Origin of the sequence: Micromonospora sp. NPDC005553 (assembly GCF_042871765.1) — a bacterium.
In the GTDB taxonomy this organism is placed as follows: Bacteria; Actinomycetota; Actinomycetes; order Mycobacteriales; family Micromonosporaceae; genus Micromonospora.
Genome location: NZ_JBIAJD010000004.1, coordinates 487,340 through 506,710, shown reverse-complemented (window position 1 = coordinate 506,710; position 19,371 = coordinate 487,340). Strand labels below are relative to the sequence as shown.

General features: G+C 71.2%; 19 protein-coding genes and 1 pseudogene. 9 read left to right on the top strand and 11 right to left on the bottom strand.

Annotated elements, in window-relative coordinates; all coding sequences use genetic code 11:
• Positions 1-8: 8 nt before the first annotated feature.
• The 3 genes from ACFYPG_RS19390 to ACFYPG_RS19380 are packed head-to-tail and all read right to left on the bottom strand — an operon-like array spanning position 9 to position 2,708.
• On the bottom strand, positions 9-974 hold the full coding sequence (locus tag ACFYPG_RS19390; protein WP_387353198.1) for a TIGR03885 family FMN-dependent LLM class oxidoreductase: 966 nt from the start codon (positions 972-974) through the stop codon (positions 9-11).
• Between the two features lie 42 nt (positions 975-1,016).
• Positions 1,017-2,432: an NADP-dependent succinic semialdehyde dehydrogenase gene (locus tag ACFYPG_RS19385; protein WP_387353196.1), complete on the bottom strand. Its 1,416-nt coding sequence runs from the start codon at positions 2,430-2,432 to the stop codon at positions 1,017-1,019.
• Between the two features lie 12 nt (positions 2,433-2,444).
• Entirely contained in the window at positions 2,445-2,708 is a 264-nt protein-coding gene (locus ACFYPG_RS19380; RefSeq protein WP_091401582.1) for a DUF6343 family protein, read from the bottom strand.
• 124 nt (positions 2,709-2,832) lie between these two features.
• Between ACFYPG_RS19380 and ACFYPG_RS19375 the strand changes: the two genes are divergently transcribed.
• Both ACFYPG_RS19375 and ACFYPG_RS19370 read left to right on the top strand, forming a co-directional pair.
• Positions 2,833-3,426 carry an antibiotic biosynthesis monooxygenase gene (locus ACFYPG_RS19375; protein ID WP_355007186.1) on the top strand — a complete coding sequence of 198 codons (594 nt, stop codon included), beginning with the start codon at positions 2,833-2,835 and terminating at the stop codon, positions 3,424-3,426.
• A gap of 120 nt (positions 3,427-3,546) precedes the next feature.
• On the top strand, positions 3,547-4,398 hold the full coding sequence (locus ACFYPG_RS19370; RefSeq protein ID WP_387353195.1) for a GDSL-type esterase/lipase family protein: 852 nt from the start codon (positions 3,547-3,549) through the stop codon (positions 4,396-4,398).
• 17 nt (positions 4,399-4,415) lie between these two features.
• Here the strand turns inward: ACFYPG_RS19370 and ACFYPG_RS19365 are convergent, their stop codons facing one another.
• The 3 genes from ACFYPG_RS19365 to ACFYPG_RS19355 all read right to left on the bottom strand — a co-directional run bounded on the left by ACFYPG_RS19365 (position 4,416) and on the right by ACFYPG_RS19355 (position 6,334).
• Complete coding sequence (locus ACFYPG_RS19365; RefSeq protein WP_355007184.1) at positions 4,416-5,171, bottom strand: EcsC family protein; 756 nt, start codon at positions 5,169-5,171, stop codon at positions 4,416-4,418.
• Positions 5,172-5,220: 49 nt separating this feature from the next.
• Positions 5,221-5,367, bottom strand: a complete 147-nt coding sequence (locus ACFYPG_RS19360) for a hypothetical protein (protein WP_167457721.1) — start codon at positions 5,365-5,367, stop codon at positions 5,221-5,223.
• A 106-nt stretch (positions 5,368-5,473) separates the two neighbouring features.
• Positions 5,474-6,334 carry a peptidase M23 gene (locus ACFYPG_RS19355; RefSeq protein ID WP_387353193.1) on the bottom strand — a complete coding sequence of 287 codons (861 nt, stop codon included), beginning with the start codon at positions 6,332-6,334 and terminating at the stop codon, positions 5,474-5,476.
• Between the two features lie 420 nt (positions 6,335-6,754).
• Between ACFYPG_RS19355 and ACFYPG_RS19350 the strand changes: the two genes are divergently transcribed.
• Genes ACFYPG_RS19350 through ACFYPG_RS19340 form a run of 3 tightly spaced genes read left to right on the top strand, consistent with a single transcriptional unit; the run spans position 6,755 to position 8,847 of the window.
• On the top strand, positions 6,755-7,675 hold the full coding sequence (locus ACFYPG_RS19350; RefSeq protein WP_387353191.1) for a proteasome assembly chaperone family protein: 921 nt from the start codon (positions 6,755-6,757) through the stop codon (positions 7,673-7,675).
• Positions 7,676-7,712: 37 nt separating this feature from the next.
• Positions 7,713-8,510 (top strand): exodeoxyribonuclease III, encoded by a 798-nt coding sequence (locus tag ACFYPG_RS19345; protein ID WP_355007181.1) that lies wholly within the window; start codon positions 7,713-7,715, stop codon positions 8,508-8,510.
• Positions 8,511-8,529: 19 nt separating this feature from the next.
• A complete protein-coding gene (locus ACFYPG_RS19340; protein ID WP_145784112.1) occupies positions 8,530-8,847 on the top strand; it encodes an antibiotic biosynthesis monooxygenase in 318 nt (105 codons plus the stop codon).
• 14 nt (positions 8,848-8,861) lie between these two features.
• Here ACFYPG_RS19340 and ACFYPG_RS19335 read toward each other — a convergent pair whose 3' ends face one another.
• The 3 genes from ACFYPG_RS19335 to ACFYPG_RS19325 form a co-directional block, all read right to left on the bottom strand.
• Entirely contained in the window at positions 8,862-9,830 is a 969-nt protein-coding gene (locus ACFYPG_RS19335) for a zinc-binding dehydrogenase (RefSeq protein WP_387353190.1), read from the bottom strand.
• Between the two features lie 376 nt (positions 9,831-10,206).
• Positions 10,207-10,872 (bottom strand): class F sortase, encoded by a 666-nt coding sequence (locus ACFYPG_RS19330; protein ID WP_387353188.1) that lies wholly within the window; start codon positions 10,870-10,872, stop codon positions 10,207-10,209.
• 235 nt (positions 10,873-11,107) lie between these two features.
• Positions 11,108-11,695: a hypothetical protein gene (locus ACFYPG_RS19325; RefSeq protein ID WP_387353451.1), complete on the bottom strand. Its 588-nt coding sequence runs from the start codon at positions 11,693-11,695 to the stop codon at positions 11,108-11,110.
• A 208-nt stretch (positions 11,696-11,903) separates the two neighbouring features.
• On the opposite strand from ACFYPG_RS19325, the gene trmB reads away from it, so the two are divergent.
• Positions 11,904-12,533: a tRNA (guanosine(46)-N7)-methyltransferase TrmB gene (trmB, locus tag ACFYPG_RS19320; protein ID WP_387353449.1), complete on the top strand. Its 630-nt coding sequence runs from the start codon at positions 11,904-11,906 to the stop codon at positions 12,531-12,533.
• A 112-nt stretch (positions 12,534-12,645) separates the two neighbouring features.
• A complete protein-coding gene (locus ACFYPG_RS19315; protein WP_387353186.1) occupies positions 12,646-15,159 on the top strand; it encodes a DEAD/DEAH box helicase in 2,514 nt (837 codons plus the stop codon).
• On the opposite strand, the gene ACFYPG_RS19310 is transcribed toward ACFYPG_RS19315, so the two are convergent.
• On the bottom strand, positions 15,137-16,276 hold the full coding sequence (locus ACFYPG_RS19310) for an acyltransferase (protein WP_387353184.1): 1,140 nt from the start codon (positions 16,274-16,276) through the stop codon (positions 15,137-15,139). The two genes, ACFYPG_RS19315 and ACFYPG_RS19310, sit on opposite strands and share 23 nt — an antisense overlap.
• A gap of 161 nt (positions 16,277-16,437) precedes the next feature.
• Positions 16,438-17,169 (bottom strand): annotated as a pseudogene (locus tag ACFYPG_RS19305) (class I SAM-dependent methyltransferase).
• Positions 17,170-17,503: 334 nt separating this feature from the next.
• Here ACFYPG_RS19305 and ACFYPG_RS19300 point away from each other — a divergent pair.
• Entirely contained in the window at positions 17,504-18,148 is a 645-nt protein-coding gene (locus tag ACFYPG_RS19300) for a hypothetical protein (protein WP_355007174.1), read from the top strand.
• Between the two features lie 261 nt (positions 18,149-18,409).
• Positions 18,410-19,312 (top strand): endonuclease domain-containing protein, encoded by a 903-nt coding sequence (locus tag ACFYPG_RS19295; RefSeq protein ID WP_387353182.1) that lies wholly within the window; start codon positions 18,410-18,412, stop codon positions 19,310-19,312.
• Positions 19,313-19,371 lie beyond the last annotated feature (59 nt).

Sequence of the window (19,371 nt, the reverse complement as noted above, 5' to 3'; positions counted from 1 at the left end):
GGCCTCGATCAGCCGCCCGGGCGCAACTTCGGCAGCACCTCCGCGCCGAACGCGTCGATGAAGCCGCGCTGCTCCTGCCCGACGTGGTGCAGGGCGATCTGGTCGAAGCCCAGTTCCACGTACTCCTCCAGCCAGCCGACGTGCCGACCCAGGTCCGCCGACACGTTCACCACCTCGGCGACCCGCTGGGCCGGCACGTCGGCGGAGACCACGTCGAAGTGTTCGACGGTCTCCAGGTCCCAGCAGACCGGCGGGGTGAAGACGTTGCTGCGCCACTGGTCGTACGCGAGCGCCTCGGCCTGGGCCTGCTCGGGCGCCCAGGAGACGTGCACCTGGAGGTGCAGCGGCCCCCGCCCGCCCGCGTCCCGGTACGCGTCGATCATCTCGCGCAGGTGCTCCACCGGGGCGTTCACGGTGATCAGCCCGTCCGCCCATTCGGCGCACCAGCGGGCGGTGGCCACGCTGACGGCGGCGCCGACCAGCGCGGGCGGCTGCTCGGGGCGGGTCCACAGCTTGGCGCGGTCCACCCGGACCAGACCGTCGTGGCTGACCTCCTCGCCGGCCAGCAGGGCCCGGATCACGTCGACGCACTCCCGCAGCCGGGCGGCGCGCACGTCCTTGCGGGGCCACGGGTCACCGGTGATGTGCTCGTTGCTGGCCTCGCCGGTGCCCAGGGCCGCCCAGAACCGGCCTGGGTACATCGCGCCGAGGGTGCCGATGGCCTGCGCGATGATCGCCGGGTGGTACCGCTGGCCGGGCGCGTTGACCACGCCGAACGGCATGCCGGTGGCCTGCAACGCCGAGCCCAGCCAGGACCAGGCGAAGCCGGACTCGCCCTGCCGGGAGCTCCACGGGGAGAAGTGGTCGGAGCACATGGCGGCGTCGAAGCCCGCCCGCTCGGCGTGCATCACCGCCTCCAGGAGGGCGCGCGGACCGATCTGCTCATGCGAGGCGTGAAAGCCGAACGACGTCATGGGCACACCTCCTACCCACGTCCGCGTCGGCTGATGCGTGCCCTATTCCGCGTGTGCTCCCGCGCCGGCCGAGGCGGCGCCCTCGCCGACCCAGACCGTCTTGGTGTTGCAGAACTCCCGCATGCCCAGCGCCGAGAGCTCCCGCCCGTACCCGGAGTTCTTCACACCGCCGAACGGCAACTCGGGGTAGGAGGTGGTCATCCCGTTGATGAAGACGTTGCCGGCCTCCAGGTCGGTGGCGAAGCGCTCCTGCTCGGCCGGGTCCCGGGTCCAGGCGTTCGAGCCGAGTCCGAAGCTGGTGCCGTTGGCGACCTCGATCGCCTCCTCGTACGACGAGACCCGGAACAGGCCGGCGACCGGGCCGAAGACCTCCTCGGACCACATCCGCATCTGTGGGGTGAGGTCGGTGACCACTGTCGGCGGGTAGAACCAGCCGTCGCCGTTCGGCCGCTCGCCGCCGCAGAGCACTGTCGCCCCGTTGTCGACCGCGTCGCTGACCTGGGCGTGCACCTCGTCGCGGCCACGCTCGCTGGCCAGCGGCCCGACGTCGGTGTTCGGGTCCATCGGGTCGCCGACGCGCAGCGCGGCCATGTTGGCGGCGAACTTCTCGGCGAAGGCGTCGAACACGTCGGTGTGCACGATGAACCGCTTCGCGGCGATGCAGGACTGGCCGTTGTTCTGGCAGCGGGCGGTGGTGGCGACCTCGGCGGCCCGGTCCACGTCGGCCGAGGGCATCACCACGAAGGGGTCGCTGCCGCCGAGTTCGAGGACGGTCTTCTTGAGCTCCCGTCCGGCGATCTGCGCGATGGACCGGCCGGCGGGCTCGCTGCCGGTGAGCGTCGCGGCGCGTACCCGCGGGTCGCTGAGGATGTGGTCGACGGCCTCCGAGTCGACCAGCACTGCGGTGAAGGCTCCCTCGGGAAAGCCTGCTCGCCGGAACACGTCCTCCAGCAGCAGCGCGGTCTGCGGCACGTTCGAGGCGTGCTTGAGCAGGCCGGTGTTGCCGGCCATCAGCGCCGGGGCGGCGAAGCGCATCACCTGCCAGAGCGGGAAGTTCCACGGCATCACCGCGAGCACCACGCCGATCGGCTGGTAGCGGACGAACGCCCGGGTGGCCTTCACGGCGTCGGCGTCGGCGGGCTCGTCGGCGAGGAACGCGGGGGCCCTGTCGGCGTAGAAGCGGGCCGCGGTGGCGCACTTGGTCACCTCGGCCTGCGCCGCGACGTACGTCTTGCCCATCTCCGTGGTCATGATCCGGGCGATCTCGTCGCGCTCGGCGTCCAGCAGGTCGGCCGCGGCGTTCATCCACTGGGCGCGCTGGTCGACTGTCGTCGCCCGCAGCTGGTGGAATGCGAGGTCGGTGCGCTCGATGGCGTCGTCGAGTTGCTCGGTGGACATCGCCTCATAGGTCTTGAGCACCTGTCCGGTGGCGGGGTTGGTGGTGGCGATGTGGGGCATTCCGTCCTCCTGTCACTCGAACAACGAGTGTCGTACGCCCGGCTCCTCGCGGCGGCGGGCGGCGCGGCGGCGCTGGATCACGACCAGGTCGACCACGGCGACCACGGCGAAGATCGCGCAGAGTACGCCGAGCCAGGCGATGCCGGCCCAGAACGCCAGCACCGCGAAGAGCACCATGATGACCAACCCGAAGCTGGCGAGGGTGAGCCGAAGGTTCAATGCGCTGTTGGCATGGCCGACCGTGCCGCGGGCGCGCCGGGGCTGCGATCTCGTCATGCTCAGGGAGCTACCCCCGATCGGCCGGATTAACCTGCTGCCGCGCGCCTGCACACCCGCACCGGCCGGTGTGCTCCGGCACATCCGTTCGCGCCGCGGCCCTCGTCGACCGCAGGATGGGCGCATGTCAATGACCCTCGCCGTGCCGGTGACCGTCTCCATCGCCCGCCGCGTCGATCCCGGCCGGGCCAGCGAGATGGTGGCCTGGATGCGGGCCGGCACGGCGCTGGCCGAGGCGTTCCCCGGGTTTCTCGGCGCCGGCTGGGTGCAGAGCGGGCCCGGTTCGCCGGAGTGGCACATGCTCTACCGCTTCGCCGACGCCGAGACGCTGCGTCGGTGGGAGGAGTCGCCGCAGCGGCACTGGTGGCTCAGCTCGGCGCAGGGCATCGTCGAGCACACCCGGGTGGAGCGGCGTACCGGGATCGAGGGCTGGTTCGACAGGCCGCTGGAGCACTCGGTGGACCCGGTGGAGTTGGCCCCGCCCCCGTCGCCGCCCCGCTGGAAGCAGGCGGTGACCATCTGGCTGGCGTTCTTCCCCCTGAGCCTGACCGCCACCCTGCTGACGAGCCGCTTCCTCGACGCGGTGCCGCTGGCGGCCCGGGTGTTGCTGATGACGCTCTGCCTGACCCCGCTGATGACCTATCTGGTGCTGCCTCGGATCACCCGGGCGTTGCACTGGTGGCTGCACGGTCAACGGGCACCGTGGCGGGACGCATAGCACCTCTACGGCTTCCGCGTCGGCACTCTGCCGCATACCCGACAGCAACTTCCCGGCCAACCGCATCCTGCGCATAGAGTTACCGCGCTGTCGCTCTGTGCTGCGGGAACGGGAGACGTCATGCCACGACGCTGGGTCGCCGCACTGGCCTGTCTCGCGGCGCTGGTCGCACTGGCCTGCGAGGGCGGCAACTCCGCGGAACCCCGCCCCACCACGAGCGCCAGGCCGTCGACCGGGCCCGGCGGCATCGCCGCTCTCGGCGACTCGATCAGCACCGGTTTCGCTTCCTGCCTGGTGCTCACCTCCTGCGAGCGCAACTCCTGGTCGACCGGGGACGGGCTGCGGGTGCAGAGCCACTACCGGCGGCTGCTCGAACAGAATTCGGCGATCCGCGGCCGGACGTACAACCATGCCCGTCCCGGTGCTCGCGCGGACGCCCTCGTCGGTCAGGCCCAGGCGGCGGTACGCGACCGCGCCGACTACGTCACGGTGCTGATCGGCGCCAACGACGTCTGTCGGGGCGGGGTGGACGCGATGACACCGGTGGCGCAGTTCCGGGCCGACGTCGACAAAGGGCTGCGGGTCCTGCGGACCGGCCGGCCCAAGGCCCGGGTGCTGGTGGTGAGCATCCCCGACCTGTACCGGCTCTGGGAGGTCGGGCACGACGACGAACGGGCCACCCGCGCGTGGCGGCGGGGCATCTGCCCGGCCCTGCTCGCCGAGGCGACCTCGACCGCGCCCGCCGACCGGGCGCGCCGGGCCGCCGTCCGGGACCGGATCGACGCCTACAACGCCGAGTTGAAGGCGGCCTGCCGGGCGTACGGATCACGGTGCCGGCACGACGGCGGCGCATTGCACAAGGTCCGGTTCACCCTGGACCTGCTCAACCCGCTGGACTGGTTCCACCCCAACGCCACCGGCCAGGGCCGGATCGCCGAGGTGACCTGGCGCTCCTCCGGCCTGGCCAGCTGACGACCCCGGACGGCCCGTCAGGGTTGGCGCGGCTCCGGGACGCCGTTGCCGTGGGAGCCGTAGAGAGCCCGGGACCGCTGGGCGAGATCCTTTGTGGCCGACGAGTTGGCCCAGGTGCCGAGCACGATCGCCGCACCGGGCACGATCTTGGCGACCATCCGTTTCGCGGCCCGGACGCCGGCCATCTGGGCCAGCCGGACGCCGAGTTGCAGCATGACCCGACCCAGCGGACGCTGGCCGCCCAGGCCGAAGAGCGCGTCGGCGCGCTCCCGCCCGGCGGCCACGCCGAGCGCCAGCCTGGCGCTCGCGGCGACCTTGTGCACCCGCTGGAGAACCAACAGGTCGGTGGCCCGGTCGCTGTGCAGGGGGTCGACGCCGTACGCGGCGGCGATGTGCAGGGCCATCCGCGCCTGGGTCCAGGCCAGCACGCCCACGTCGATCACGGCGCCGGGCAGCCCGGCCGCGCCGGAGACCGCGCCGGACAGCCGGGCCAGGTTGACGAACTTGCGGGCCGCCTGGTCGGCCAGGGCATCGGCGGAGACGCCGGGCTGCTCGGCCCGGGCCCGGGCTGCCCACTGCGCGGCTTCCGGCCCCAGGCGGCGCACTGCCTCCAGGGCAAGGTGCTCCGGCGCGTACTGCGGGTCGTCACGCATCCGGTCCCAGAGCCGGGCCGGCGGACCCTCGGGGGCGTTCACCGGCCCGGCCGGCAGGTCGACGGACGGCTGCGGAGTAGGGACGACGGGCTGACCGTCGACGGGCGGGGTGTCGGTCACCAGGTCTCCCCAGGGGTGGAAACGGTGGACAGGGCGGCCGATGGAACGGTCAGCGGCGGCGGTTGGACAGCCGGGCCGCCAACCCCTTCAGCTTCTGCTGGTTGCCCGGCTTGGCCATCTCCCGACGACCTCGCTCGACCAACTGCTGCCCCTTCGGCGATCTCAGGAACGTGGTGATCCGCTGCATCAGTGACATGGCGTCCTCCTGTCGATGGTCCCGTAGTCATGTGTACCTCGAACCTGCAACACATGTACCCGGGATGCGACAGCCTCAACCCTGACCGTCCATAGTGGGCGGTAGGTTACCGCCCCGCCGGCACGATGGCGTCAACGACCCGGGTGGCCCGCCACTCGTGCTGCTGGTAGTGCTCGGGGTACGCGGAGACCTGCACCGCCTGGGCGGCGTCGGTGAGCCGCATCCGCTGCCAGCCGGGCACCTGCTCCAGCGCGCTGAGGAACTGCCGGGTGGCGAACTCGGGGTCCATCAGCTGCCCCACCGGGCCCCAGCCGCTGCTGGAACGCTGCTGGAACAACCCGACCGAGTCGTGGTCCCAGCCGACGCCCTGGTGCGGATAGTCCTGCGACTCGGGCAGCACGCCACTGGCCACGTTGTAGAGGTTGCTCTCCTGCATGGCGGTGGCCACCGCGATCACCAGACCCCGGCGCGGCACCCCCATCTTGCGGCCGGCACGGACGATCGCCTCGGCGTTCTCCATCTGGTCCTCGTCCAGCCCGGCGACGGGCGCGGGGTCGGTCGGGCGAGCCGGGGCGACCTTGCGGGCCGGCGCGCTGGTGTCCGGATCGGCGGGGCTCGCCGCGGCGGACTGGGCGGCGGCGGAGGCGCTCGGGGCGACCGTGCGGTCGAGGGAACGGGAGGCGCGCTGCTGCTCGGCGCGCTGCGCCAGCTCGGAGCTGGAGAGCGATCCACTGCGCGTCGCCGCGTCGGCGTCCTCGTTACGAACCTGGACGACGGCGGTCAGACCGAGGCAGCACACCACACCGGTGGCCAGCGCCAGCTGTGCCCGGCGTCGACCGGTCAGGTCCCGGGCGTACGCCCGGAGCCGGGTCGCGGCGGTTGTCCGTTCGGTTGAGGTGCCATCCTCCGTATCGGCAGTGGGGCTGCTCGGGGCGTACGGGTCGTCGAGGGTGCCGTCGTCACGCATCAACCGAGGCTAGGCAGGTGGAAACCCCGATCACGCACGGTGATCACGTGGCGCTCGACACAGATCGGAGCGGTACTGGTGGACGACCCGGGCGGGGTGACCCGCCCGGGGAACGGACCTCGCGTACCGGATGAAGCTGGCGCCGCACTCGGACCGGCACGGGCCAGGACGGGAGCGAACATTCCACCCCTGAGAACGACATGATCGACAAACTCGGCCTTTGGGCCGAACCACCCCTCGGCCGATCGGCCACGAGGCTCGGCCTGGTGGCGTAAACAGACGATTAGTCCGGTCACGCCCACCACCCGGCCAACGGATCGCCCGACGAAGGAATGCGCCAGGATGGCGGGTACGTTGCCCGAACGGGTGCCCTCCGTCGCGACGGCACCCCGCACGCACATTTCAGGGAGGTCCGCACCGGTGCTCGACCCACACGAGCTCTACCAGCTCACCGACGATCTGCCCGACCTCGGGCAGCCGGTCCTCATCCAGGCCCTCACCGGGTTCGTGGACGCCGGAAACGCCAGCCGACTGGCGCGTGAGCAGCTGCTCACCTCGCTGGAGGGTCGGCCGATCGCCACGTTCGACGTCGACCAGCTCTTCGACTACCGGTCGCGACGACCGGTGATGACCTTCGTCGAGGACCACTGGGAGAGCGTCGACGCGCCCAAGCTGGAGCTGCACCTGCTGCAGGACGACGACGAGACCCCGTTCCTGCTGCTCACCGGCCCCGAACCGGACCTCCAGTGGGAGCGTTTCGTGGCCGCCGTGGCCGGGCTCGCCGCCCGGCTGGACGTCCGGCTCACAGTGGGGCTCAACTCGATCCCGATGGCGGTCCCGCACACCCGGCCGACCGGGGTGACAGCGCACGCCACCCGCCCCGAGCTGATCGCCAGCTACGAGCCGTGGTTGCAACGCGTCCAGGTGCCCGGCAGCGTCGGTCACCTACTCGAGTTCCGCCTCGGCGAACAGGGCCGCGACGCGCTGGGCTTCGCCGCCCACGTGCCGCACTACGTGGCGCAGACCGAATACCCGGCGGCCGCCGAGGTGCTGCTCACCTCCGTGTCGCGCAGCACCGGGCTGCTGCTGCCCGGCGACGGGCTGCGCTCGGCCGCCGAGGTGGTCCGGGTGGAGATCGACAGGCAGGTCGCACAGACCGAGGACGCCGCGGCCCTGGTCCAGGCCCTGGAGGAGCAGTACGACGCGTTCGCCCGAGGCCGGGGCGAGAAGAGCCTGCTCGCCCCCGATGCCGGCCCACTGCCCACCGCCGACGAACTCGGCGCCGAACTGGAACGGTTCCTGGCCGAACAGACCCGTCCCGGCGACACCCCGGCCGGCTGACCCGGCGTCGCGGCGGCGAATGCGGCAGGCTGGGGGCATGCGCCTGGCGACCTGGAACGTCAACTCGGTGAAGGCCCGCCTACCCCGGCTGCTGGAGTGGCTGGCCGACACCGGGCCGGACGTCGTCTGCCTCCAGGAGACGAAATGCCCCGACGGCGCCTTCCCGGTCGCCGAGGTCGGCGCGCTGGGCTACACCGTGGCCAGCCACAGCGACGGCCGGTGGAACGGGGTGGCCATCCTGTCCCGGGTCGGGCTGGACGACGTCCGGGTCGGGTTCGCCGACGAGCCCGGCTTCCCCGAGCCCGAGGCCCGGGCCATCTCGGCCACCTGCGACGGGGTGCGGGTCTGGTCGGTGTACGTGCCCAACGGCCGGACGCCGGAAGACCCGCACTACGCGTACAAGTTGGCCTGGTTCGCGGCGCTACGCGACGCGCTGGACGCCGAGCTGGCCGGCGGGCTGCCGCTGGCGGTCTGCGGCGACTTCAACGTCGCCCCGACCGACGCCGACGTCTGGGACCCGGCGGTCTTCACCCACTCCACGCACGTCACCCCGGCCGAGCGGGCAGCCCTCGCGGCGCTGCGCGACCTGGGCCTCAGCGACGTCGTGCCCACTCCGATGAAGGGCCCACACCCCTACACCTACTGGGACTACCGGGCCGGCATGTTCCACCAGAACAAGGGCATGAGAATCGACCTGGTGTACGCGTCCGCGCCGTTCGCCCGAGCGGTCCGCTCCGCGTACGTGGACCGGGAGGCCCGCAAGGGCAAGGGCCCCTCCGACCACGCCCCGATCGTGGTCGACGTGGACCTGGTCCCAGCGGTCGAGACGTTCTGAGTTTGGCTAGGGTGGGCAGATGGCAGTCGTGAAGATCAACGCAATCGACGTCCCGCCCGGCGGCGGCGCGGAGTTGGAGAAGCGGTTCGCGGCGCGGGCCGGAGCTGTGGAGAACTCCCCCGGCTTCCTCGGCTTCGAACTCCTCCGCCCGGTGGCCGGCGAGACCCGCTACTTCGTCTACACGAAGTGGGAGAGCGAAGAAGCGTTCCAGGCGTGGGCCGCCGGCCCGTCGCGCGCCGCACACGCCGCCGCACCCGGCGACAAGCCCCGTCCCCCGGTCTCCACCGGTGCCAGCCTGCTGGAGTTCGAGGTGGCGCTGCACGTCCCCCAGCCCTGAGCGACGGCCACGTCTCACGGAATGAGGAGGGCCTTGCCCGGGATCGAGCGCGCCTCGATCGCGCGGTGAGCTTCAGCCGCGGAAGATAGCGGATACTCGCGTGCGATCACCGGGCGTATCCGCCCCTGGGCCGCCTCGGTCAGGGCCCTGCCCGCGAGCTGCACCATCTCCGGCGCCTCGAACTGAACGTCAGCAATGCCGTACAGATCGATGCCGCGCGCCCGCGAACTCGACAGATCCATCGTGGCGAACTCGCCACTCGCCGCCCCATGGGCCGAGACCCGCCCGCCGTCGGCCACCAGATGAAAGGCGTCGCTGCCGAGTTTTCCCCCGACACCGTCCAGCAGCACATCGACAGACAGACCGCCAAGCGCTTCGCGTACCGCGTCGGTCCATCCGTCACCCGCGTAGTCGACGACAGCGTCGGCACCGAGCCGTCGTACGAGTGTGAGCTTGTCCGCGCCACGGGCCGCTCCCACGACCTGCGCGCCGACACGGTGTGCGAGCTGGACGAGCAGCGTTCCCATGCCGCCCGCGGCCCCCAGGATCAGGACCCGGTCGCCCGGCTTGACGCCGACACCGCCGATGATGCCCATGGCGGTCACGCCGTCGTGTGCGAGAGCAGCCGCTTCCCGCAGGCTCAGTCCGTCGGGGACCGGCACCAGCCGGTCGACGCTCGCCCGAACCAGTTCAGCGTATGAACCCCGCGTGCCGGCACCCGCAACGACCTGGCGGCCAAGCCAGGACGCAGAGACGCCCGGACCGGTGGAGACCACCGTTCCCGCCGCAGCACCGCCCGGTACGTACGGCGGGGTGACACCGAACATCTCACCCCAGCCACCGCGGATCTGAGTCTCAAGGTAGATCGTGTCCACGGCCTCGGCCCGAACGATGACCTCTCCCTCCCCGGCTTGCGGATCGGGCAGGTCCACCAGGTTCAGAACCTCTGGACCCCCGTACTCAGAAACCTGGATCGCCCGCACGTATGTCTCCAATCAGCCGCGGTCCAGTGCTTCGGATCCGCTTCCGTACCCCGTGTCAGCGACGCTAGGACCTGAATGCTGGTTGAAGTCAAGCCGCGCCGGACCGGCTGTCGCCGTTGATAGCGTCGAGGCAGACCGAGCGGTAGTCGGCCACCAGTCGCCCTGCCAGCCTGATCTGTGGGCTCCGCCGTCGGCTTGATCCACTCGGGTTCAGCGAAACCGGGGTGTCCGGGCCGGTCCGACACCCCGACTTCAATGATCTCGAGTCGATCAACCGTTCCACGAACAGGTGGCCGCTCGAACAGGCGGCACGGCGGCGCGCACGGGCGTGCGGCACGGCAGGGCCCCACGGGCGTGCGGCCCTGGCCGGGGCGTCTCAGGGCTTGCGGGAGGACTGGAGGGTGGCAAAGGCGATCACGTTGTCGGCGTAGCCGGTGCGTCCACCGATGAACTGGCCGCCGCAGGTGATCAACCGCAGCCCGGCGGGGCCGTCGTGGCCGTAGATGCGCTCGGCGGGCAACTGGTCCTTCGGGAAGTGCTCCACGGTGTCGACCTTGAAGATCACCGTCGACCGGTCCGCACGGGCGACCTCGATCAGGTCGCCCGGCTTGAGCTTGCCCAGGTCGTAGAAGACCGACGGGCCGCTCTTCGTGTCCACGTGCCCGACGATCACCGCAGGGCCAGGCTCACCGGGCGTGGGCCCCCGGTCGTACCAGCCGGTCTCGTTGTGCCGTTCCAACGGCGGTACGGCGATCGAGCCGTCCCGCGCCTGCCCGACGGGCGCCACCGGCGCGGTCACCTTGATCGCCGGCACCGAGAGGCGCACCGGGCGACTGGCCGACAGCCCGACCGACTCACTGCGGGCCGGTCGGTCACCGCCGGTCGGGGCCAGGTCGAACGGGCCGACCGAACGGCCCAGCCCCGCCCCGGTGGCGAAGACGCCGGCCAACACCAACACCACGGCCAACGGTATGGACCAGGGGCTGCGCCCGGACGGCCGACTACGCCGGGGGGCGACGGCGGTCGGCGGACGCGCGGCCACCGACGGGCGGTCGGGGGCTGGCGGGCGCTGGGGCCGCGACGAGCGCTCGGGACCTGACGGATGGTCGGAGCCCGGCCAACCGTCGTCCAATGGCAGCCGGACGTCATCGGGTGGCGAGGCGGGGCGGCCGGCGAACGGCTGGCGGGCAGCGGCCGGCGGCGAGGCGGGACGACCAGGCGACGGCGGGCGTGAACCGGCCGGCGGCGGCGTGGGGCGGAAAATCGTCATGGCAGCCTCAGCGACGCATGGCGGCTCGGGGACGACGCAGCGCCATCACGGCGAGGACCAGCCCGGTGATGATCAGTGCCGCGCCGCCGGGCAGCAGCAGCTTGCCGGTGATCCCGCCGCTGCTTCCACCGAACCCGGTCGCCGGACCCCGACTCGGCTGGACGGGGACCTTCTTGACCACCTGGAGCATCGTCGAGGCGGTCTCGCCGTCGCGGCACTCCAGCTTGACCCGGTAGTTGCCGGGGCGGGTGCGCTCGCGGACCATCGGCGCGGCGGTGAGCACCCCACGCTGCGGCTGCACGCCTACCGCCCCGAAGGCGTCGGAGACCACGGTGGCGCCCACCGAGTTGTCCCGACAACTGGCCCGGATGCCGACCAGGTAACCGGGCTGCACCGTGCTGGGGCTCACCTCGACGAAGATGTCCACCGCCGGAGTCGGTTGGGGAGCTCCGCCGGGCGGCCCTCCGGGCTGCGGCGCTGGCGCGACGGCAACCGCCCGCTCGGGCGCGGCGAGGGCGGGCGCGGCGGCGAGCAGGGGGCCGGCCAGCACGGTCACCAGCGACAGCGTCACGACGCCGCGGGTCACTGTCACGATGCCCCCTCTCGACGCCGTGCGGCCCGGCCGGGCAGCGGATCACCCGACCTGCCGTACCAGTTGGATCCTCTCATTTCCGGTCGCACATCACATCCGATCCGCTGGCGGCGTCGCGTACGCTCGTTTCGCTGTGACCGCCATCGACCATGACCCCGCCGTCCCGCCCGCGAGCCGGACGATCCGCACGTTCCACCCCCGCCGGGGTCGGATGAGCGACCGGCAGACCGACGCGCTGAGCCGGCTCTGGCCCGCGTACGGCCTGGATGTGCCGGACGGGCCTGTGCTGCCCGTCGACCTGGCCGACCTGTTCGGTCGCCGGGCGCCCGTGGTGCTGGAGATCGGCTCGGGCATGGGCGACACCACCGCTGCGATGGCTGCCGCCGACCCGGATCGAGATTATCTGGCGGTCGAGGTGCACACGCCGGGAATCGCCAACCTGCTGCACCTGGTGGAGCGCGGTGGCCTGCGCAACGTACGGGTGGCGGAGGGCGACGCGTTGTCCCTGGTCAACGGCTTGCCCGAGGGTGTGTTGGACGCCGTGCACGTCTTCTTCCCGGACCCGTGGCCGAAGTCCCGCCACCACAAGCGGCGGATCATCCAGCCGACGCACGTGGCGCTGCTGCGGTCCCGGCTGCGCCCCGGCGGGTTGCTGCACTGCGCTACCGACTGGGCCGAGTACGCCGAGGCGATGCGGGTGACCCTCGACGCGGACCCGGAGCTGGTCGACGCGTACGGCGGCTTCGCGCCACGGCCGGCGCACCGACCGGTGACGAAGTTCGAACGTCGGGCGATCACTGCCGGTCGGCCGGTCGCCGACCTGTTGTACCGCCGACGGTGACCGACAAAACGCCCGAACCGGAACGCGGCGGGGCGTTCGGGATGCCCGGACGAGGGTCCGGTGCGGACCGGGTTGGCGTACCGGGGCATGATCCAGGCACCATGGACAGGCTATGACGCTCACCGCCGCGCTGCCGACAAGCGCCGACCCCGACACCCTCTTCGACGCGTTCGCCGGCTGGGCGAAGGAGCGCGGCCTCGACCTCTACCCCCATCAGGAAGAGGCGGTCATCGAGATCGTCTCCGGTGCCAACCTGATCATGAACACGCCCACCGGCTCGGGTAAGAGCCTGGTGGCGATCGCCGCGCACTTCGCGGCCCTCGCCGACAGCCGGACGACCTTCTACACCGCGCCGATCAAGGCGTTGGTGTCGGAGAAGTTCTTCGCGCTCTGCGAGGTCTTCGGTGCCGAGAACGTCGGCATGCTCACCGGCGACGCCAGTGTCAACGCCGACGCCCCGATCATCTGCTGCACCGCGGAGATCCTGGCGAACCTGGCGCTGCGCGAGGGCACCAAGGCCGACGTCGGCCAGGTGATCATGGATGAGTTCCACTTCTACGCCGAGCCCGACCGAGGCTGGGCGTGGCAGGTGCCGATCATCGAACTGCCGCAGGCCCAGTTCATCCTGATGTCGGCCACGCTCGGAGACACCACCCGCTTCGTCGACGACCTGACCCGGCGCACCGGGCGACCCACCGCCGTCGTGCGCACGGCGGAGCGGCCGGTCCCGCTCATCTTCTCGTACGCGATGACGCCGCTGCACGAGACGCTCGAGGAACTGCTGGAGACCAAGCAGGCCCCGGTGTACGTCGTGCACTTCACCCAGGCCGCCGCGCTGGAACGCGCCCAGGCGCTGACCAGCGTCAACGTCTGCACCCGCGCCGAGAAGGACATGATCGCGGAGGCGATCGGCGGTTTCCGGTTCACCGCCGGCTTCGGCAAGACGCTGTCCCGGCTGGTCCGGCACGGCATCGGCGTGCACCACGCCGGCATGCTGCCCAAGTACCGCCGCCTGGTGGAGACCCTCGCCCAGGCCGGCCTGCTGAAGGTCATCTGCGGCACCGACACCCTCGGCGTCGGCATCAACGTGCCGATCCGCACCGTGCTGTTCACCGGCCTGTCCAAGTACGACGGGGTTCGTACCCGGCTGTTGAAGAACCGGGAGTTCCACCAGATCGCCGGGCGGGCCGGGCGAGCCGGCTACGACACCATCGGCCGGGTCGTGGTGCAGGCCCCCGAGCACGTCATCGACAACGAGAAGGCCCTCGCCAAGGCCGGCGACGACCCGAAGAAGCGACGCAAGGTGGTCCGCAAGAAGCCGCCGGAGGGCTCGATCGGCTGGGGCCAGCCCACCTTCGACCGGCTGGTCGACGCCGAGCCGGAGCCGCTGACCTCCAGCTTCCAGGTCAGCCACTCGATGCTGCTCAACGTGATCAGCCGCCCCGGGGACGCGTTCGCCGCGATGCGGCACCTGCTCACCGACAACCACGAGGAGCCCGCCGCCCAGCGCCGGCACATCCGCCGGGCGATCGCCATCTACCGCGCGCTGCGCGCTGGCGAGGTGGTCGAGGAGCTGCCCGAGCCGGAGGAGACCGGCCGCCGGGTCCGGCTCACCGTCGACCTCCAGCTCGACTTCGCCCTCAACCAGCCGCTCTCCCCCCTCGCGCTGGCCACCATCGAGCTGCTCGACGCCGAGTCCCCGTCGTACGCGCTCGACGTGCTGAGCGTCATCGAGTCGATCCTCGACGACCCGCGGCAGATCCTCTCCGCGCAGCAGTTCAAGGCACGCGGCGAGGCGGTCGCCGCGATGAAGGCAGAGGGCATCGAGTACGAGGCCCGCCTCGAACTGCTCGACGAGGTGACCCACCCGAAGCCCCTCGCCGAGCTGCTGGAAGCCGCGTACGAGATGTACCGGCAGAGCCAGCCGTGGGTCGCCGACCACCAACTCTCCCCCAAGGCCGTCGTCCGCGACATGTACGAGCGGGCCATGACCTTCACCGAGTACGTGCAGTTCTACGGGCTGACCCGCTCGGAAGGTCTCGTCCTGCGCTATCTGGCCGACGCGTACAAGACGCTGCGCCAGACCGTGCCCGAGGACGCCAAGACCGAGGAGCTGATCGACCTCATCGAGTGGTTGGGCGAGCTGGTCCGCCAGGTCGACTCCAGCCTCATCGACGAGTGGGAACGGCTGCGCAACCCGTCCGACGTGGCCGAGGTCGCTCAGGCGCACGCCGCCCTGACCGATCGGCCGCCGGCGGTGACCCGCAACGCGCGGGCGTTCCGGGTGCTGGTGCGCAACGCGCTGTTCCGGCGCGTCGAGTTGGCCGCGCTACGCCGCTGGGACCTGCTCGCCGAGTTGGACGCCGAGGACGGCTGGGACTACGACGCGTGGGCCGACGCCCTGGCGCCGTACTTCCAGTCGTACGACTCGATCGGGGTCGGTCCGGACGCCCGCGGTCCGGCACTGCTCATGATCGAGCAGGGCCGGGAGCGGTGGACCGTACGGCAGATCTTCGACGACCCGGACGGCGACCACGACTGGGGCATCAGCGCCGAGATCGACCTGGTGGCCTCGGACGAGGTCGGCGCGGCGGTCGTGCGGATCACCGACGTCGGCCAGCTCTGAGGTGTCGATCGGCGCGGTGCCGACCGGCGTTGCCCGGCCGAGGGCCCAACAGCGCCGGGGTACGCCGGGCGGCCACGTCCTCGATCCAGCCGAACAGCAGCACCGCCCCGGCGGCCAGTAGGCACACCCCGGCCAGTCGCAGCGCGATGGAGGCCACCGAGTTGTACGGGAGCACCGGCGCGAGCAGCAGGAACATCCCGAGGCTGGCCGGGATGTGCCACAGGTAGATGGTGACCGCCCGGGCGTTGACCACCCGGAGCACGGCACCCAGCGGCCCCCGGCCGACCGGCCGGGGCTGCACTCTGAGCAGCACGGCGACGAGCGCCATCGACCACAGTGTGGTGCCACCCGCGATGTGGTTGAGGTCGACGGCCCGACCGGTCACCATGGCGGCCACCACCCAGGTGCCGCCCACCCCGGCGAGGCCGGCCACGAGGCAGCCGTACCAGCGCCACGGGACGCGGTGCAGCAGCCGATCATGGTGGGCGAAGCCCAGCAGCCAGCAGGACAGGTAGGCGGCGACGAAGTAGCCGGCGTGCACACCGCCGAGATGCATCCCGACCGGCAGCGCGGTGGCGACGCCGATGCTGGGCCACGGCCAGCGGCGGAACAGCCACAGCAGCACCGGCGAGAGCAGCACCAGCCACAGATAGGTGACGACGTACCAGAGCCCGATGTGGAACACCCAGGCCCAGGACTGTCCACCCACCGGTGGCACCCGCAGGGGTAGCACCCACCAGAGCAGTTCAGCCCAGCCGGCCACGCCACTGGGCAGCGGACGCCACCCGACGGAGAGCACCACCAGTGCGATCGCGCCGAACGCCCAGTACGGCAGCAGCAGGCGGCGCAGCCGCCGGCGTACGGCCGTCGGACTGTGCCGGTCGAGTGACGCCGCCATCAACGAACCGGCGATGCCGAACATCAGACCCATCGCCGGCACCAGCAGGCTCAACCAGACCCAACCGGTGACGTGGAAGAGCACGACGCGGACCAGGGCGAGCGTCCGCAGCAGGTCCAGGTAGCGGTCCCGGCCATCTGCGGGGTCGGCGGACTGGGCGGCGCGCGCCGCCGTACCCCTGCCAGGGATGACGACCCTGGACGCCTCACCGATGACCACAACGCACAATAACGCCACAACTAGGACAAAGTTTGCGCCATCGCGAACGCGAGTAACGGGAGCGACCGGCCGCGGGCGGGCTGTCCCTCCGATCAGCCAGCTTCCCCGAAAGACAAGCCGCCGGACGTCAGGATCTTGGATTGGCCGCTGAGGACGGCGTTCTATCGAAGAACGAGCAGGTCGAGCGCGTCGATGACGGGGCCGGATTCGGTTTGAGCGGCGAGGTGGAGTCGAGCCAGACCGGCGGCGTACTCGTTGTAGGTGATCAGTTGTAGGGGCGTGTGTGCTTCCCGGCGCATGGTGGCCGCGACGTCACGAAGCGACGGTGCCGTGGTCTGCGGGACCTGTTCCAGTTAGATCGTCGTGAAGCCAGCGGCGGCGAAAGCCGCTTCGACGTCGTGCACGCTGGGGTAGGTGTTCAACACGCGGATGGCCTCGGGAAAGAAGCGGAACAGCGTGATTGCGTGGTGGCGGCCAGCGAAGGCGGAGCGGATCAGCACCGGCCCGCCGGGACGCAGCACGCGGCGCAGCTCACGTGCGGCAGCGGTCAGGTCCGGCACATGGTGGATGACGGTGGACAGCCAGGCCGCGTCGACGCTTCCGGCCGCCAGCGGAACGTTGGCGGCATCTCCGGCCAGGACCTGAGGGTGCAGGCAGCGGGCTCGCATGGCCTCGGCCGGCTCGACGGCGACAACGTCGATGCCGTCGTACCAGTCGGTGAAGGTCTGCGCCCACGCGCCGGTGCCCGCGCCGAGGTCGAGCAGGCGCGTGCCGGGCTGAGGGTCGAGGTGGCGGGTCACCGCTTCACGCCAGCCGGCGAGTGCCTGGTCGGACAAGTGACGGGTGGCCTCGAACGCTGCCGCGTCGTGGTTGTTGTAGGCGATGCGAGCCATGCCACTGACCCAACCGCTTCCGTGCCGGCTGCGGCAAGGATGGATGCCGTGATTCACAGACGGCAATTCGCCTGGGCGGATCACGACGCTGACAAGAGGGTCCGCCCGCCGTCCGGATGACTCGTGGCGCTCCGATCGGCTGTCATCGGCTGGGCGGCGATCGCTGCCACGCCGTTGGCCAACGTCCCGTGAACTGGTCACCCTCGGCTGGACCGGATACGGGCAAATCGCCTGGTTGGCAGGAGGCGGTGATGCCCTCAACTTTGCTGGGCAATGTCAGACCTGTCGATTAGAATGTATGTACTAATCAAGATCCTGACCTGGGAGGACGCCCGTGACCGCGCCCGCCTCCACGCCCCTCACCCCCTACGCGACACTGCTCGGTTTCACCCGCTACGTCGACCGCACCGGCCCCACCAAGGCGACCTTCGTGGGAGGGCTGCGCAAGCAGCGCGCCAGCCGGTCCGGCTTCAACCCGCACGGCCAGTTCGTCAAGGCACTCAAGGCCGACATCGCCTTCCACACCGGCGGCACCCACCTGGCCGGGGTGGCCGACATCGTCAAGCCACGTTGGCGCCCGCTCTACCAGGCGCTCGTCCCCGGCGCCACGACCTGGCTGCGCTCCCTCGGCGAGCCGGCCGCCGTCGATCTCGCCCAGACCCGCGACGCCCTGGCCATGCTGGGCGACCTGCCCGTCAAGATCAACCCCCACTTCGGGGTACGCCACGCCGACGGCCGCGCCGAAGCGGTCCGCCTGCACTTCGACGAGGCCCCACCGAGTGAGGAATCGGTGCTCGCCACCCTGCACCTGATGGCCCGACACATGGACGCGGTGCTCCCGCACGCCGAGCCGGTCCTGGTCGACGTCCGCCGCGGCCTGGCCCACCGCATGCCCACCGACGCCAAGCCCGACCAGATCGAACGATGGCTCTCCGGCGAAGCCGCCGCCTTCCGCGCCATCTGGTCCACCGCCGCCTGATCCACCCCCGACGTCCACGTCCCACCCACGCACCCCACCCGCTCCCGCGACCCACGTCCGCCTGAGACCGACGCGCTCCGTGCGCCAGCCTGGCAAGATCGCGCTCGATCCAGGATGTAGTGACCTCCGCTTCTCGGGAGGCCACTACATCCATGTTCGAGCGCGATCATGGGGATAACGACGCGCATCGGCGCTCGTCTGTTGACTGTGGTTATCCACAGGGGCAGCGTGACGCGAAGAGGTTCGGCCAATCTGAGCCCCATGCCGAAAGCTCTTCGTCGGCCGCCGCAGTTGCGGGGCCGGGTCTTCCGTGGCTCGACCGCCGTCTCGCGAGGCCTCCTGACCCGCAACGAGCTACGCAGCTCGGCGTGGCGACCGCTCTTCCGCGACGTCTACGCCGATGCCCAGATCGCAGTCACCCACACGATCAGATGCACCGCCGTCGGACGTTGGCTGGTCCCGCCCGGTGCGGCCATTGCAGGGCGCGCTGCGGCCGGCCTTTACGGATGCGCGAAGACGAGCGCGAGCGAGCCGGTCGACGTCCTCGTTCCCACCGCCACCCGGATCGGCCCGACCGCCGGCATCCGGGTCCACCACGGAGAGATCGACTCCGGCGACACCGTGGACCGGGCCGGGGTCAGGGTGACCAGCCCAGCGCGTACCTGCTGGGACCTGGCCCGTTGGCTCGATGTGATCGAGGCGGTGGTCGTCATCGACGCCATGCTGGCCAACCGGCTGACGACCACGCCAGCCCTGCGCGAGTACGCGCTGAGCCGGGCCGGTCGACGCGGCTGGCGATCGCTGCTACGCGCGGTCGACCTAGCCGACGCGGGCGCGGAGTCCCCTCAGGAGTCCCGCACCCGGGTCGGGTTGGTGCTCGCCGGCCTGCCGAGGCCGGAGACGCAGTGGGTCGTGGCCGAGCAGGGCCGATTCGTGGCCCGTCTGGACCTGGCCTGGCCGCAGTTCAAGGTCGCGGTGGAGTACGACGGACTCTGGCACGACGATCCTGAGCAGTTCCACCGGGACCGCCAACGCCTCAACCGACTGCTCGGCGGCGACTGGATCGTGCTGCACCTGACCGCCAAGCGCCTCCGAGACGACTTTGACGGGTTCCTCGCCGAGGTCCGGGCCGCCCTACGGGCACGCTCGAACTCCCCCCGGTGACGATGATCGCCCTCGAACATGGATGTAGTGGCCTCCCTAGACGGGGAGGCCACTACATC